This window comes from Streptomyces sp. NPDC088747, assembly GCF_044751025.1.
Classification (GTDB): domain Bacteria; phylum Actinomycetota; class Actinomycetes; order Streptomycetales; family Streptomycetaceae; genus Streptomyces.
Genome location: NZ_JBIVKZ010000001.1, coordinates 178,151 through 192,326, shown reverse-complemented (window position 1 = coordinate 192,326; position 14,176 = coordinate 178,151). Strand labels below are relative to the sequence as shown.

16 protein-coding genes are annotated in these 14,176 nt (G+C 70.6%); 12 read left to right on the top strand and 4 right to left on the bottom strand.

From position 1 onward, the window contains the following. Positions 1 to 162: 162 nt before the first annotated feature. Positions 163 to 1,827: an FUSC family protein gene (locus ACIP79_RS01115; protein ID WP_401217561.1), complete on the top strand. Its 1,665-nt coding sequence runs from the start codon at positions 163 to 165 to the stop codon at positions 1,825 to 1,827. Continuing rightward, the gene (locus tag ACIP79_RS01110; RefSeq protein ID WP_401217558.1) at positions 1,824 to 2,489 is read left to right on the top strand and encodes a MarR family winged helix-turn-helix transcriptional regulator; all 666 of its coding nucleotides are present in this window, start codon (positions 1,824 to 1,826) and stop codon (positions 2,487 to 2,489) included. The genes ACIP79_RS01115 and ACIP79_RS01110 overlap by 4 nt, the downstream gene beginning before the upstream one ends. An 82-nt stretch (positions 2,490 to 2,571) precedes the next feature. On the opposite strand, the gene ACIP79_RS01105 is transcribed toward ACIP79_RS01110, so the two are convergent. Then, complete coding sequence (locus ACIP79_RS01105; RefSeq protein WP_401217555.1) at positions 2,572 to 2,958, bottom strand: VOC family protein; 387 nt, start codon at positions 2,956 to 2,958, stop codon at positions 2,572 to 2,574. 69 nt (positions 2,959 to 3,027) lie between these two features. On the opposite strand from ACIP79_RS01105, the gene ACIP79_RS01100 reads away from it, so the two are divergent. Then, positions 3,028 to 3,570 (top strand): GNAT family N-acetyltransferase, encoded by a 543-nt coding sequence (locus ACIP79_RS01100; protein ID WP_401217553.1) that lies wholly within the window; start codon positions 3,028 to 3,030, stop codon positions 3,568 to 3,570. A gap of 32 nt (positions 3,571 to 3,602) precedes the next feature. Here the strand turns inward: ACIP79_RS01100 and ACIP79_RS01095 are convergent, their stop codons facing one another. After that, positions 3,603 to 4,286, bottom strand: a complete 684-nt coding sequence (locus ACIP79_RS01095; protein WP_401217550.1) for a glycerophosphodiester phosphodiesterase — start codon at positions 4,284 to 4,286, stop codon at positions 3,603 to 3,605. Between the two features lie 389 nt (positions 4,287 to 4,675). Between ACIP79_RS01095 and ACIP79_RS01090 the strand changes: the two genes are divergently transcribed. The 5 genes from ACIP79_RS01090 (at position 4,676) to ACIP79_RS01070 (ending at position 9,292) form a co-directional block, all read left to right on the top strand. Further along, positions 4,676 to 6,073, top strand: coding sequence for a DUF6421 family protein (locus tag ACIP79_RS01090; protein WP_401217547.1), 1,398 nt, complete (start codon positions 4,676 to 4,678; stop codon positions 6,071 to 6,073). Positions 6,074 to 6,108: 35 nt separating this feature from the next. After that, a complete protein-coding gene (locus ACIP79_RS01085; RefSeq protein WP_401217544.1) occupies positions 6,109 to 6,867 on the top strand; it encodes an SDR family NAD(P)-dependent oxidoreductase in 759 nt (252 codons plus the stop codon). Next, positions 6,864 to 7,937 carry a threonine aldolase family protein gene (locus ACIP79_RS01080; RefSeq protein WP_401217541.1) on the top strand — a complete coding sequence of 358 codons (1,074 nt, stop codon included), beginning with the start codon at positions 6,864 to 6,866 and terminating at the stop codon, positions 7,935 to 7,937. Before ACIP79_RS01085 ends, ACIP79_RS01080 begins: the two co-directional genes overlap by 4 nt. Positions 7,938 to 8,018: 81 nt before the next feature. Next, positions 8,019 to 8,591 carry a transglutaminase domain-containing protein gene (locus ACIP79_RS01075; RefSeq protein WP_401217538.1) on the top strand — a complete coding sequence of 191 codons (573 nt, stop codon included), beginning with the start codon at positions 8,019 to 8,021 and terminating at the stop codon, positions 8,589 to 8,591. Between the two features lie 8 nt (positions 8,592 to 8,599). After that, the gene (locus ACIP79_RS01070; RefSeq protein ID WP_401217535.1) at positions 8,600 to 9,292 is read left to right on the top strand and encodes a B3/4 domain-containing protein; all 693 of its coding nucleotides are present in this window, start codon (positions 8,600 to 8,602) and stop codon (positions 9,290 to 9,292) included. A gap of 4 nt (positions 9,293 to 9,296) precedes the next feature. Here the strand turns inward: ACIP79_RS01070 and ACIP79_RS01065 are convergent, their stop codons facing one another. After that, entirely contained in the window at positions 9,297 to 10,025 is a 729-nt protein-coding gene (locus ACIP79_RS01065; RefSeq protein WP_401217532.1) for a lysophospholipid acyltransferase family protein, read from the bottom strand. Positions 10,026 to 10,210: 185 nt separating this feature from the next. After that, the gene (locus tag ACIP79_RS01060) at positions 10,211 to 10,627 is read right to left on the bottom strand and encodes a DUF4395 domain-containing protein (protein WP_401217529.1); all 417 of its coding nucleotides are present in this window, start codon (positions 10,625 to 10,627) and stop codon (positions 10,211 to 10,213) included. A gap of 75 nt (positions 10,628 to 10,702) precedes the next feature. Between ACIP79_RS01060 and ACIP79_RS01055 the strand changes: the two genes are divergently transcribed. The 4 genes from ACIP79_RS01055 (at position 10,703) to ACIP79_RS01040 (ending at position 13,957) form a co-directional block, all read left to right on the top strand. Continuing rightward, positions 10,703 to 11,116, top strand: a complete 414-nt coding sequence (locus ACIP79_RS01055) for a TlpA family protein disulfide reductase (protein WP_401217526.1) — start codon at positions 10,703 to 10,705, stop codon at positions 11,114 to 11,116. A 242-nt stretch (positions 11,117 to 11,358) separates the two neighbouring features. After that, positions 11,359 to 11,868: a flavin reductase family protein gene (locus ACIP79_RS01050; protein WP_401217523.1), complete on the top strand. Its 510-nt coding sequence runs from the start codon at positions 11,359 to 11,361 to the stop codon at positions 11,866 to 11,868. A 246-nt stretch (positions 11,869 to 12,114) separates the two neighbouring features. Next, a complete protein-coding gene (locus ACIP79_RS01045) occupies positions 12,115 to 12,900 on the top strand; it encodes an electron transfer flavoprotein subunit beta/FixA family protein (RefSeq protein WP_401217520.1) in 786 nt (261 codons plus the stop codon). Between the two features lie 94 nt (positions 12,901 to 12,994). Further along, positions 12,995 to 13,957 (top strand): electron transfer flavoprotein subunit alpha/FixB family protein, encoded by a 963-nt coding sequence (locus tag ACIP79_RS01040; RefSeq protein ID WP_401217517.1) that lies wholly within the window; start codon positions 12,995 to 12,997, stop codon positions 13,955 to 13,957. Positions 13,958 to 14,176: the final 219 nt, after the last annotated feature.

The following is a 14,176-nucleotide window of genomic DNA, read 5'->3' as shown; positions in this document are numbered from 1 at the left end:
CACGGTCAGGGCATGCCCCGCGTGGCCGGAGCGCAAGCGAGCGCAAGGGAGTACGCGAGGGAGCGTTCCGGGCGCATCGCCGGTGAGGCGGGGAACGTGGCGGCAACCTACCAGCGGAGAACGGTATAGTTCACGAGTAAAACACCTGTTAATCTTGTCGTCATGAGCAGTGCGACCCCCTCAAGCCCTCCACGTCTCCCGCGCCTCCCGCGCCTCCCGCTGGCGGGAGTCCTGCGTGTGAACCGCCCTTCCGACATCTGGTACAAGCCCGCGCTGAGCGTCGTGGCCTCGGTCGGCCCGGTGAACCTGCCGCTCGTGGCCCTCGGCCGGCTCGACCTCGCGATGTACACGATGGCCGGGTCGCTCTGCGCGCTCTACGCCCACCACCGGCCCTACGCCGCCAGGGCCCGCGCCCTCGCCTGGGTGGTGCTCGCCATGCTCGGCGGCACGGCCGTCGCCCTCGTCACCGCCTCGCTGACCACCGACGCCGTCGTGCTGGTCGCCGTCGGCGCGCTGCTCGCCGCCGTCCAGAAGACCCTGTGCGATGCCACACGCGTCGGCCCGCCCGGCCACCTGATCCTCACCTTCATCAGCTCCGCGTCCCTCTTCGCCCCGCAGACCCTCGGCCAGGTCCCGGGCCATCTCGCCCTGACCGCCGGAGCGGGCGTCTGGGCCTGGATCGTCGCCATGGCCCCGGGGCTGGTCCGTCCGCACGGCCCGGAGCGCCGCGCCACCGCGCACGCGCTGAACGCCGCCGCGGCCCACGCACAGACCCGGGGGAGCGGCGAGGACGCCGCCCGCACCCGCGCCGCCGCGGTCGCCGCCGTGCACGGAGCCTGGCAGTCGCTGCTCTCCACCGGCGCCCGCTCCGCTCCCCGGCGCGCCCTCGAACGGCTCGTCGTCCGCGCCGAGGTCGCCGTCGCCGCACCCGCGGGCACCGACCCCGAGCTGCTGCGCGCCCTGGCCCGCGGCCTGCGCGGCTCCGGGCCGGTGCCACGACCGGACGACCTCGCCGGGACCGCGGACGACATCCTCGGGGTCGAGGCCGAACTCGCCTTCGGGCAGCGCCCGTTGCTGCGCCGCCTCGGCCCGCTCGGGCCCATCGCGCTGCGCACCGCGCTCGGCTGCGCCCTCGCCGGATACGCCTCACTGGCACTCGGGGTCGGCCGCCCCTACTGGGCGCTGGTCACCGCCGCCTCCCTCTACCAGGCCAACGTCACCCTGACCTGGAGCCGGGGCGTGCAGCGCGTCGTCGGCAACCTGGTGGGGGTGCTGGTCTTCGCGGCGCTCGTCCCGCTCGCCCACCTCGGCGAGGCGGTCCTCGTACTCTGCGTCCTCGCCTGCGCCTTCGGGGCCGAAGCGCTCATCAGCCGCAACTACTGGCTCGGCAGCCTCTGCGTGACCCCCATGGCGCTGCTGATCACCGAGTTCGCACGCACCCAGGAACCCGGCCGGCTGATCACCGACCGGGTCGTGGACACCCTCGTCGGCGCGCTGGTCGGGTTCGCCGCCGCTGTCGCCGTCACCAACCGGCGGGCCGGTGACAGCGTCGAGCACGCCCTGCGGGCGGTGGAACGCGCCCGCGAGCACGCGGCGCGGGTCCTCGCCCTCGACCACCCCGGGCCCGGCGCGCTGGAGTCCGCCCGCCGCGACCTCGCCGCCACCCTGGTCGATCTCCGCGTCACCGTCGACACGGCATCCGGCGAATGGTGGCAGCGCGCCCTGCCCGAGGACCGCGTGATGCCGGTCGAACACGTCGCACACCGTACGCTCGCGGCGACGGTACGAAGGCAAGGACTGCACTCCTTGGAGGGCGCACAGGCATGACGGCAGCGAACGGGCGGGCGACGGACGGGGACGCCCAGGCGGGGCGGAGGGAGAGCGCGGGCACCGGCCCGGCACGGGGTGCCGGCACCGGCTCGGCAAGGATTGCTGACACCGGCTCGGGGCGGGGCGGGGACACCGGCTCGGGACGGGGGACAGGACCCGGCGACACCATGGCCGCGGTCGTGCGGCAGTGGCACGCGGTGCGGCCTGACCTCGACACCGGGCCCATGGAGGTCATCGGCCGGATCAACCGCTGTGCCGCCCTGCTCCAGCAGGCGGAGGACGCCCCGCTGCGCCGCGCCGGGCTGACCCGCCCCGAGTTCGACGTCCTCGGCACCCTGCGGCGCACCGGCCACGAGCTGACCCCCAGCGAACTCGCCCGCGAGACCTTCTCCTCCGGCGCCGCCGTCACCAAGCGCCTGAAGCAGCTGACCGAACGAGGCCTGGTGGAGCGGCGCGGAGACACCCGCGACCGCCGGGTCGCCCACGTCCGGCTGACCGACGAGGGCCGCGACCTCGTGGACGGCATCCTCCCCGAACAGCTCTCCTACGAGACGACGGTCCTGTCGGGGACCGACCTCGGCCGACAGCGCGAACTGGCCGACCTGCTGGCCGAGTTGCTGGGCCAGCTGGAGGGCCGGCTCGGCATGCCGCGCGCCTGATTCCCTCGGACGCGCGGGCCGGGCGGCCCGGTGCCGCGGCGAATCCGGCGAACGCGCAGGCGATCACACCCGATGGCGCGGATCAGGGCCGGTAACGCAGCGGATGGTCCGCCGGGGTCTCCACGAGCGCGACTTCGGTGCCGTCCGGGTCCGCGATCCACATCTCGATCAGCCCCCACGGCTCCTTCACGGGCGGGCGCAGGACGTCGACACCGGCGGCGACCAGTTCCTCGTGTGCCGCCTTCGCGTCCGCGACCTGGAGCCACAGCTTGAGCGCCGGCGAGGGCGTGGTCTCGGAACGCCCCGAGACCTCCAGGAACCCGCCGCCGAGGAAGTAGACGGTGCCGCGTTCGGGGCCCGTACCGAACTCGCGGTACACGGCGAGGCCCAGCTTCTCGCCGTAGAAGGCCCGGGAACGCTCGGGGTCGGTGGGGCGCAGGAGGATGCGGCTGCTCAGTACATGCACCATGAGACCGGAGCCTAGGGGAGAGTTAGGCTCGGCGGTGCTCGGCCCGCCTGCGAACGGAGAGACCGCTTCATGGACACCGCATCCTCCACCGGACTGACCTTCCGCGACGCCGCCGACAGCGATGTCGACGCGCTGGTCGCGCTCGTCGAGTCGGCCTACCGCGGGGACTCCAGCAGGACCGGCTGGACCACCGAGGCGGACATCCTCGAAGGCCAACGAACCGATCCCGAGGGCGTGCTCGCGGTGATCAAGGCGCCCGACAGCCGGCTGCTGACCGTCGAGCGGGACGGCGCCGTCGTGGCCTGCTGCCACCTCGAACACCGCGGCGACCACGCCTACTTCGGCATGTTCGCGGTCAGCCCCGCCCTCCAGGGCGCCGGGCTCGGCAAGGTGATCATCGCCGAGGCGGAGCGGCACGCGCGCGAGACCTGGGGCGCCGAGGAGATGCACATGACGGTGATCTCCGCACGGGAGGACCTCATCGCCTGGTACGAGCGCCGCGGCTACCGCCGTACGGGAAAGATGACTCCCTTCCCGTACGGCGACGAGCGCTTCGGCATTCCGCAGCGCGACGACCTCCAGTTCGAGCTGCTGGTCAAGCCGCTCGCATAATCGTTACGCCGACCGTTGTTCCGCAGGCATGGCTACGCGGTGAAGCGGCCGGTGCGCTTGATCTCGGGATAGTCGGTGGTCGCCCCGTCCAGTCCCAGGGCGCGCACCAGCCGCAGCTGGTCCTGTGTGTTCACCACCCAGCCGATGATCCGCAGGTCGGCCTTGCGGGCGTGCTCGACGACCTCCAGGGTCAGCCGCCGGATGTTGAGACAGACGGTCGCGGCGCCGACGTCCACGGCGCGGTCCACGACGTCGGTGCCGTACCGGCTCGCGATCAGCGCGGTGCGCACGCCCGGCACGAGCCGGGTGATCTCGTCGACCGCCTCGTCGTGGAACGAGGACACCTCGACCTGCCCGACCAGGTCCCGCCGGTGCATGACCTCGGCCAGCGCGCGCGCCGCCGCCACGTCCTTGACCTCGGCCTGGAGCGGCGTCGTGATGGCGTCCAGCACCTCCTCGAAGACGGGGATCCGCTCGCCGCGCCCCGCGTCCAGCGCGCGCAGCTCACCGAGCGTCTTCTCGGCGATCGCCCCCGACCCGTCGGTCGTACGGTCCACTTCGGCGTCGTGCATGACGACGAGAGCGCCGTCCTTGCTCAGATGCAGATCGAGTTCGATCAGGTCGAGGCCCGCGTGCTGGGCGGCGAGGAAGGAACGGAGGGTGTTCTCGGGTTCGACACCCATGATTCCGCGGTGACCGATGGTGAGGAAGTTCAAGACGTGACTCGCTTCCGTCGACGGCGGCTCGGCTCGCGCGTGGTTCCGACGGCGGCGCCCACGCGGCAGGGCCGCAGCCTAATGGCCCTGCTCCGCGATGTACCCGCTCCTACGCGGGCCAATGACCCCGCCGGTCAGCGAGGACGCGCCTCGGACCGTGGGCCGGGGTCACTCCGCGGTGGGCGCGTCACGGCGACGGTTGACCCCGGGCGATCCGCATGCCGCCCTTCCCCGTGGGTAATAGCAACAGTCGCATACATGGTTGACGGCAGGAAAAACAGCGGTGAAGGAGTGGGTGCGCAGGATAATGTCCCGAGATCCCACTTGTCGGAAGGATCTCCGAACGCATACGGTGTTCTTACGCGAGGTTCTCCTGTGGAGGGTGGGACATGACGGAAATTCTTGTGCAGGTGGGTGCGGAGGAGCGGGTCCCGCCCGTGGCCAGGGTGGTGGAGCACCCGGCATGGCCCGTGCTCAAGGGTGCCGTCGAGGCGATCCGCCCGTGGCAGGCGAAGGACGGTTCGATCGACCTCGCCGCGGAGGGCGCGCCCGACGCCTCCGAGGCGGAGCTTGCGGTACGCCGGGCCGTCGACGCGATCGAGCGGCTCGCCCCGCTGCTGCCGCACGACGCCGCCTACCACGAGGCACTCGTCAAGGACCTGCGGCGCTGGGCCGACGGCGGCTTCCAGGTGCCGGACTTCCTCGACTCGCTGCTGGCCTTCCAGCCCGCCGCACACCGCGAGGACGGCCTCCAGCACCTGGTCGTGTTCCCGATGTACACGCAGAACGGCAACCCGGACCGCAACCTCGAAGCGGTCGTCCTGCGCATGGTGTGGCCCGACTGGCTGGCCGAGCTGGAGCGCACCCGCTACGACAACCCGCTGTTCTGCGGCATCACCTTCGAGGACTTCACCTCCGGGTACGACACCAACTCCGCCGTGCTCTTCCCGGAGACCATCGCGGTCCGCCAGGCGCCCGAGCGCTTCTCCTGGGGCGGCATCTTCTGTGACCGCGAGGCGGCCCGCTTCCGCGCCGTCACCGACGCCGCCGTGGACATCCTGGGCCTGGAGCTGCCCGAGGACATCGCCGCGATGGTCGACGACCAGGAGCGCTGCGAGCAGGCCTTCGTGCTCTGGGACATGGTCCACGACCGCACCCACAGCCACGGCGACCTGCCCTTCGACCCGTTCATGATCAAGCAGCGCCAGCCGTTCTGGATGTACGGCCTGGAGGAGCTGCGCTGCGACCTCACCGCCTTCAAGGAGGCCGTGAAGCTGGAGGCCGACGGCTTCCCGCAGGGCCGCGACGTGCAGTACGCGGTGCTCTTCGACCGGATGTTCCGCTTCCCCGTCACCGGCGAGCGTGTCCGCAACTACGACGGTCTCGGCGGCCAGCTGCTCTTCGCCTACCTGCACAAGCACGACGTCGTCCGCTGGACCGACAACAAGCTGCACATCGACTGGCAGCGCGCCCCGCAGGTCACCAACGACCTCTGCGCGGAGATCGAGGACCTCTACCGCGCGGGCATCGACCGCCCCAAGCTCGTCCACTGGTTCAAGGCGTACGAGCTGGTCGCGACCTATCTCGCCCCGCACCCGGGCTCCCGCTGGGCCAAGGGCCCGGACGCCCTGGACCTGTCCCTGCCGCCGCGGAAGCTCGTGGACGACGTGCTTCCGGACGAGTTTCCCCTGAGCATGTTCTATGAGGCGCTCGCCAAGAAGCTCAAGCACGTGATCGCCTCCACCAAGGGCATCACCGCGGCGAGCGCCGAGCGGGCCGCCGCGTGAGCGCCCGTGCCGAGGACGTATCGGAGGCGAAGGCGATGTCCAACGGAAACGGCGACGGAGCACTCAGCGGAACGGTGATCGCGGTCGCGGGCGCCGGCGGACCGGCGGGCCGCGCGACACTCCTGCGGCTCGCCGAGGCGGGCGCCACCGTCGTCGGCTCGGACAACGATCCCGAACGGCTCGCGGAGGCCGTGGACGCGGCCAGCTACGCGCACGGCGGCGCCACCGTCGTCGGTGACACGGTCGACCTGCTCGACCTGCGGTCGACCCGTGACTGGGCCGCGCGAGTCGAGAAGGAGTTCGGCCGCGTCGACGGCCTGGTGCACCTCGTCGGCGGCTGGCGGGGCAGCGAGACCTTCACCAAGACGGTTCTCGACGACTGGGACCTGCTCGAACTGCTGCTCATCCGCACCGTGCAGCACACCTCCCTCGCCTTCCACGAGGCCCTCCAGCGCAGCGACCGCGGCCGATACGTCCTGATCAGCGCCGCGGGCGCGAGCAGGCCGACCGCGGGCAACGCCGCCTACTCCGCCGCCAAGGCCGCCGCCGAGGCGTGGACGCTGGCCATGGCCGACTACTTCCGCAAGGCCGGGGGCGAGCAGGGGCCGACCTCGGCGGCTGCCATCCTGGTCGTCAAGGCACTGGTGCACGACGCGATGCGCGCCGAGCGCCCGAACGCGAAGTTCGCGGGTTTCACGGACGTCAAGGAGCTGGGCGAGTCCATCGCCGGCGTCTGGGACATGCCCGCCGGTGAAGTGAACGGAAAACGTCTGTGGCTGACCGAGAAGCCGTGAACCCTCCCAGGACCGACGCCCGGCGTCACCACGACCCGGCGGTCAGGGGCTTCGCCAGCGACAACTACGCGGGAGCCCACCCCGAGGTGCTCGCGGCCCTGGCCCTGGCCAACGGCGGCCACCAGGTCGCCTACGGCGAGGACGACTACACCGCCAACCTCCAGAGCATCGTCCGCAGCCACTTCGGAGCCACCGCGGAGGCCTTCCCGGTCTTCAACGGCACCGGCGCGAACGTGGTCGCCCTCCAGGCGGTCACCAACCGTTGGGGCGCGGTGATCTGTGCCGAGAGCGCCCACATCAATGTCGACGAGGGCGGCGCCCCCGAACGCATGGGCGACCTCAAGCTGCTCACCGTGCCCACCCCCGACGGCAAGCTCACGCCCGAGCTGATCGACCGGCAGGCGTACGGCTGGGACGACGAGCACCGTGCGATGCCGCAGGTCGTCTCCATCACCCAGAGCACCGAACTGGGCACGCTCTACACACCCGGGGAGATCCGCGCGATCTGCGACCACGCCCACGCGCACGGCATGAAGGTGCACCTGGACGGGTCCCGGATATCCAACGCGGCCGCCTCGCTGGACGTCCCGATGCGGACGTTCACCAACGCTGTCGGCGTCGACATCCTCTCCCTGGGCGGGACGAAGAACGGCGCGCTGTTCGGCGAGGCCGTCGTCGTCATCGACCAGGACGCCGTCAGCCACATGAAGCACCTGCGCAAGCTGTCGATGCAGCTGGCCTCCAAGATGCGCTTCGTCTCCGTCCAGTTGGAGGCGCTGCTCGCCAAGGACCTGTGGCTGCGCAACGCCCGTCATGCCAACGAGATGGCCCAGCGGCTCGCCGAGGGCGTGCGCGCGGTGCACGGCGTGGAGATCCTCTACCCGGTGCAGGCCAACGCGGTCTTCGCCCGCCTTCCGCACGACGTGAGCGAACGCCTCCAGAAGCGCTACCGCTTCTACTTCTGGGACGAGGTCGCGGGTGACGTCCGCTGGATGTGCGCCTTCGACACCACCGAGGACGACGTCGACGGTTTCGTGGCGGCGCTGAAGGAGGAGATGGCGCACCCGTAACCCCGGGATCTGATGCATAGATATGCGGTCACCTGAAAAGTCATTGACTCGTGGGTGATCGCGTTCCTATGCTCTGCGGGCGTGGAGCTGATCCAGAACACCGCAGACCTGTCCGCTTACTTGGCCGCCGACGAGGTCATCGATCATCACCATCCGCTGGTGCGCGAGACGGCCGCACGGCTCGCCAGGGAGTCCGTCGACTCGTATGCCTATGCGCGCTCCGCGTTCGAGTTCGTCCGCGATGAGATCCCGCACTCGCAGGACTCCGGTGACCTGCGTGTCACCTGGCGCGCGTCCGATGTGCTGGAGCAGCGCACCGGGATCTGCTACGCCAAGGCCCACGCCCTGGCCGCGCTGCTGCGCGCCGAGGACATCCCGACGGCGCTGTGCTACCAGAAGTTCGACGAGGTGCACGGGCTCGTCGCCGTGCGGTTCAACGGCGCCTGGCATCGGCAGGACCCTCGTGGCAACAAGCCGGGAGTGTCCGCCCGGTTCTCCCTGGACGGCGAACGGCTGGCCTTCACTCCCGACCCGGAGTTCAATGAGGTGGACTATCCAGTGCTATACGCTGAACCTCACCCGGTTGTGCTGAGTGCCCTCAAGGCCGCCCCCGACCGGCCGCACCTCTGGCAGACGCTCCCCACCGCACTCTGAGGCAGGCCATGACTCCCACGCTCACCGTCTCCGACGAGGTACGCGCCCTCGCGCCCGGCTTCACCCACGTCGCCGTCGAGGCGTCCGGACTCGTCAACGGGCCCAGCACCGAAGCGACTTCGGCGCTGCTCGACGACGCGGCCCGCCGTCTGGCCGTACGCCTGGACGGTCGCGCTCCGCACGAGGACCCGCACATGGCGGCCTGGCGCGAGACCTACACGGCGTTCGGCTCCAAGCCCTCGCGGACCCGCAACTCCGCGGAAGCGCTGGCCAAACGGGCGTTGTCTGATGCCGGCCTGCCCCGGATCAACGTGCTCGTGGACGTCTACAACGCCGTCAGCGTCGCCCACTTGATCCCCGTCGGGGGTGAGGACGCCGACCGCATCAAGGGCGGCATGCGGCTGGTGCGTGCCGTGGGCGACGAGGAGTTCGTCACCGTCGCGGGCGGCGAGGAGAGCGTCGAACACCCCGACGCGGGCGAGGTGGTGTGGCGGGACGACGCGGGGGTGACCTGCCGCCGCTGGAACTGGCGCCAGGGACCGCGCACACGGCTCACCGAGGAGTCCGTATCGGCGGTCTTCCTGCTGGAGAGTCTGGCGCCGATGCCGGTGGCCGACGTCGTGCGGGCAGGAGCCGAACTCGCCGAACTGCTGGAGAAGTTCAGCCCCGGGGCGCGGATCACGGTCCACGCCCCGGAGTGACGATTCAGCGTGCCTCGGCCGCTTTGACCTCTTCCGGGGTCGGCGCGGTGCCGCCGAGATGCGCGGGCATCCACCAGGTGTCGTCCGGACCCTTGGGCCGCACGGGGTAGGCGCGCTGCGCGGCTTCGAGGAGCTCCTGCACCCGGTCACGCAGCCGCCGGGTGATCGCACCCGCGTACTGGTCCTTCGGGGCCTCGAACGGCTCCCCGACCCGGATGGTGATCGGGATGTGGCTGCGCTTGAAGTTGCGCGGACGGCCCTTGGTCCACAGGCGCTGGGTGCCCCATACGGCCATCGGGATCAGCGGGACGCCGGCCTCCTGGGCCAGCCGGGCGGCGCCCGACTTGAAGCTCTTCAGGGTGAACGACTGCGAGATGGTGGCCTCGGGGAAGACACCGATGATCTCGCCGGAGCGCAGGGACTCCAGGGCGTGGGTGTACGCCGCCTCGCCCTGCTTGCGGTCCACGGGGATGTGCTTCATGTTCCGCATGAGCGGGCCGGAGATCCGGTGCCGGAAGACCGACTCCTTCGCCATGAAGCGCACAAGGCGCTTCTGCGGCAGGGCGGCCAGACCGTCGAAGACGAAGTCCATGTAGCCGATGTGGTTGCTGACCAGTACGGCGCCGCCCGAGCGCGGGATGTTCTCCGATTCCTTGCAGTCGATCTTGAGGTCCCAGGCCTTGAACAACGTTTGGGCGAGACCGACGACGGGACGGTAGACAAGCTCTGCCATGGACGGGGTGGACCCTTCTCTCTGCCTGGGAAGGGGTCTCCCGGCGGGAAAGTTACGCAGCCGTAGGTTTACGGCATTGCGCAGATCGTGCCCCAAGAACGGACGAGTGGCCAGCCTTAGTGCCGGTAGTGGGCGAGATCCTCGTCACGTCACCCCTTGATCCACCTCGTGCTTTTAACTGCCCTTTACTCCGTGCGTACGGTGACTCTGCGCACCAGCAGGTACATCTCGCACCCCAGGCAGTACCCGAACGCGGCGTTGAGGAACGCGGCCGCGAGCGCGCACGCGGTGGCCGCGAGACCCAGCCATTGAGGCCCCACCGCATAACCCAGGAGCCCGACCACCGCGAAGCCGAGTCCGACCGCCTGCGCGAACCGGGGCGGCTCGGGCGCCTCGAACCGCGTGGGCGGCCCGATCCGCGGACGTACGGCCCTGCGGAACAGCCAGCCGTACGGGGAGCGCCCGACACCGCCCGCCGCGCCCAGCGCGAACGCCAGCGTCTGCCAGGCCAGCAGCCAGACGCTGCCGGTGACCAGTACGACCGCCAGCACGACGGCCGTCAGGGCCGCACCGAACCGCGGCCCTCTCACATCGATGTCCATGAACCAAGCATTCCGTATCGGGCGGGATTCCCGAAGGGGGGAATCTTTGCGGTCTCGTGAACGCTTGAGGAGCTGATGACCGGACTCATGGTGTGCGTGGCGGTGCTCGTGGCGGCGAGCGCCTATGGAGTGCTGCACCGGCGGCGGAGCGGGAGGGTGAGAGTGCGCGGGCGTGACGGCGGAAAACTGCTCGGCGCGGCGGAGTTGGGGGAGGGGCTCGGCGAGCGGGCCACGCTCGTCCAGTTCTCCAGCGCCTTCTGCGCCCCGTGCAGGGCGACCAGACGGGTACTCACCGAGGTGGCCGAACTGGTCCCTGGCGTCTCCCACGTGGAGATCGACGCGGAGGACCACCTCGACCTGGTGCGCCGACTCGACATCCTCAAGACCCCGACCGTGCTCGTGCTCGACGCCGACGGCCGGATCGTACGGCGGGCGACGGGGCAGCCGCGCAAGGCGGATGTCATCGCCGCCCTCGGGGAGGCCGTCTGACCTGTGGTGATCAAGGTGAGGCATCTCCCAGATACCGGAACACGCTTGACTGTAACCACCACCTATCGTCAACCTGACCGTATGCCCCCGGAACTCCTTCTTTTCGAGCGCGTCCACGTGGACCTGGCCCGCACCGCGAGTGCGCGCTGTCCGGCCTGTTGAGCAGCCACGGATCATCCCCGGCTCTCGGCTCCGCCCGGGCTGGGGACCTCCCACGTCCCCTCTCGCAGAAGGACAGTTCCATGACGGCCAGGCCCGACCTCGGCACGCCCCAGCTCGCCTCCCCCGATCTGCTGCGCTCCGTGTTCAGGCGGCACGCGGCCGGTGTCGCCGTGATCACGGCCGCCGACGGCGAGCGTCCCGTCGGCTTCACCGCCACCTCGCTCACCTCCGTCTCCGCCGAACCGCCGGTCGTCTCCTTCGGGATCGGCGTCGGCGCGTCGAGCTGGCCCGCGGTCTCCCGGTCCGACCATGTCGGCGTGCACATACTCGGGGAGCACCAGCGGGAACTCGCCGGCACCTTCGCCACGACCGGCGCCGACCGGTTCGGCGCGCCCACCCGTTGGCGTAACGGCCCCGAGGGTGTTCCCGTGCTCGACGACGTCCTCGCCTGGCTGGTGTGCCGCGTCGTGGCGCGGGTGCCCGCGGGGGACCACCGCATCGTGCTTGCCGAGGTCGTCCTCGGTGACCCGTCGGGCGCCGGCAGTCCGCTGCTCTACCACCAGGGGCGCTTCAACGGCCTGCGCGACTGAGCCCCGTAGGCCCCGGACCGCGCACCGGCCCAACTCGCCGGTACCGCACGCCAGTCCTGTGCGCCGGTTACGCAGCGTTGCGAACGTCACAGTTCAAAGCGCTTGCTTAGTGGGCACACACTGGATGTACTGACGAGTAATATTCCGGTCGGAGCGCGGGCCGCCCCGACCGGGATCGGCCGCTTCAGGCGCCTATGCTGCCGATAGAAGGCAGCCAAAAAATGACGATGCAGTAGGAGAGCCGGCGTGAGCTTGAGGATCGTTGTCACTGTTAAGTACGTGCCCGACGCCACCGGCGACCGGCACTTCGCCGATGACCTGACCGTCGACCGTGACGACGTGGACGGTCTTCTCTCGGAGCTCGACGAATACGCGGTCGAACAGGCGCTGCAGATCGCCGGCGAAGCCGATGACGCCGAGATCACCGTGCTGACCGTCGGCCCCGAGGACGCGAAGGACGCGCTGCGCAAGGCGCTGTCGATGGGCGCCGACAAGGCCATCCACGTCGAGGACGACGACCTGCACGGTACCGACGTGATCGGTACGTCGCTGGTGCTGGCGAAGGCCATCGAGAAGGCCGGCTACGACCTGGTCATCTCCGGCATGGCGTCCACCGACGGCACCGCCGGTGTCGTCCCGGCCCTCCTCGCCGAGCGTCTGGGCGTCCCGCAGGTCACCCTGCTCTCCGAGGTCTCCGTCGAGGACGGTGTGGTCAAGGGCCGCCGCGACGGCGACTCCGCCTCCGAGCAGCTGGAGGCATCCCTCCCGGCGGTCGTGTCGGTCACCGACCAGTCGGGCGAGGCCCGTTACCCCTCCTTCAAGGGCATCATGGCCGCCAAGAAGAAGCCGGTGGAGTCCTGGGATCTGGAGGACCTGGAGCTGGAGGCGGGCGATGTAGGCCTCGAGGGTTCCTGGACCAAGGTCGACTCCGCGGTCGAGCGACCCGCGCGCACCGCGGGCACGATCGTCAAGGACGAGGGCGAGGGCGGCAAGCAGCTCGCCGAGTTCCTCGCGGGCCAGAAGTTCATCTAGCGGCCCGGGGTTCCCGCCCCGGCCGGATGTCCCTCCCGGTCCAACTCGCCGACCGCCCATCGTCTTTTTTCGCAAGCAGGAGAGAAGAAGTCCCATGGCTGAAGTTCTCGTCTACGTCGACCACGTGGACGGCGCCGTCCGCAAGCCCACCCTGGAACTGCTGACGCTGGCCCGCCGCCTCGGCGAGCCCGTCGCCGTCGCTCTCGGCGCCGGTGCCGAGGCCACCGCCCCCGCGCTCGCCGAGCACGGCGCGGTCAAGGTCCTCACCGCCGACGCCCCCGAGCTCACCGACTACCTCGTCGTCCCCAAGGTCGACGCGCTCCAGGCCGCCTACGACGCCGTGTCCCCGGCCGCCGTACTCGTGCCGTCCTCCGCCGAGGGCAAGGAGATCGCCGCCCGCCTCGCGCTGCGCATCGGCGGCGGCATCATCACCGACGCCGTCGACCTCGAAGCCGGTGACGAGGGCCCGGTGGCCACGCAGTCCGCGTTCGCCGCCTCCTTCTCCACCAAGTCCCGCGTCTCCAAGGGCACCCCGGTCATCACGGTCAAGCCGAACTCGACCGCCGTGGAGACCGCCCCGGCCGCGGGCACCGTCGAGGCGCTCACCGTCTCCTTCTCCGCGCAGGCCACCGGCACCAAGGTCACCGCGCGCACCCCGCGCGAGTCCACCGGCCGCCCCGAGCTGACCGAGGCCGCGATCGTGGTCTCCGGCGGCCGCGGCGTCAACGGCGCCGAGAACTTCTCCGTCATCGAGGGCCTCGCCGACTCCCTCGGCGCGGCCGTGGGCGCCTCCCGCGCCGCGGTCGACGCCGGCTGGTACCCGCACTCCAACCAGGTCGGCCAGACCGGCAAGAGCGTCTCCCCGCAGCTCTACATCGCCTCCGGCATCTCCGGCGCGATCCAGCACCGGGCCGGCATGCAGACGTCCAAGACCATCGTCGCCATCAACAAGGACGCCGAGGCCCCGATCTTCGACCTCGTCGACTACGGCGTCGTCGGTGACCTCTTCGAGGTCGTCCCCCAGCTTACCGAGGAGATCAAGACCCGCAAGGGCTGAGCCTCCGCGGCACCGGCTGCACGAGGCCCTCGCGACCGTCTTCGACGCGGTCGCGGGGGCCTCTGCTCATGCGTCGTGGGGCGGCGGGCCGTCCAGCGGGCGGCGGAGACGGACGCGGCGCTTCCGTCACCCAAGAGGGTGTTGACCGGCGGGAAGGTCCCCGGATAACTTCGTTCTACGGATTGTTGATTCCGTACTGCGGAAAACAGGAGGGCGTGG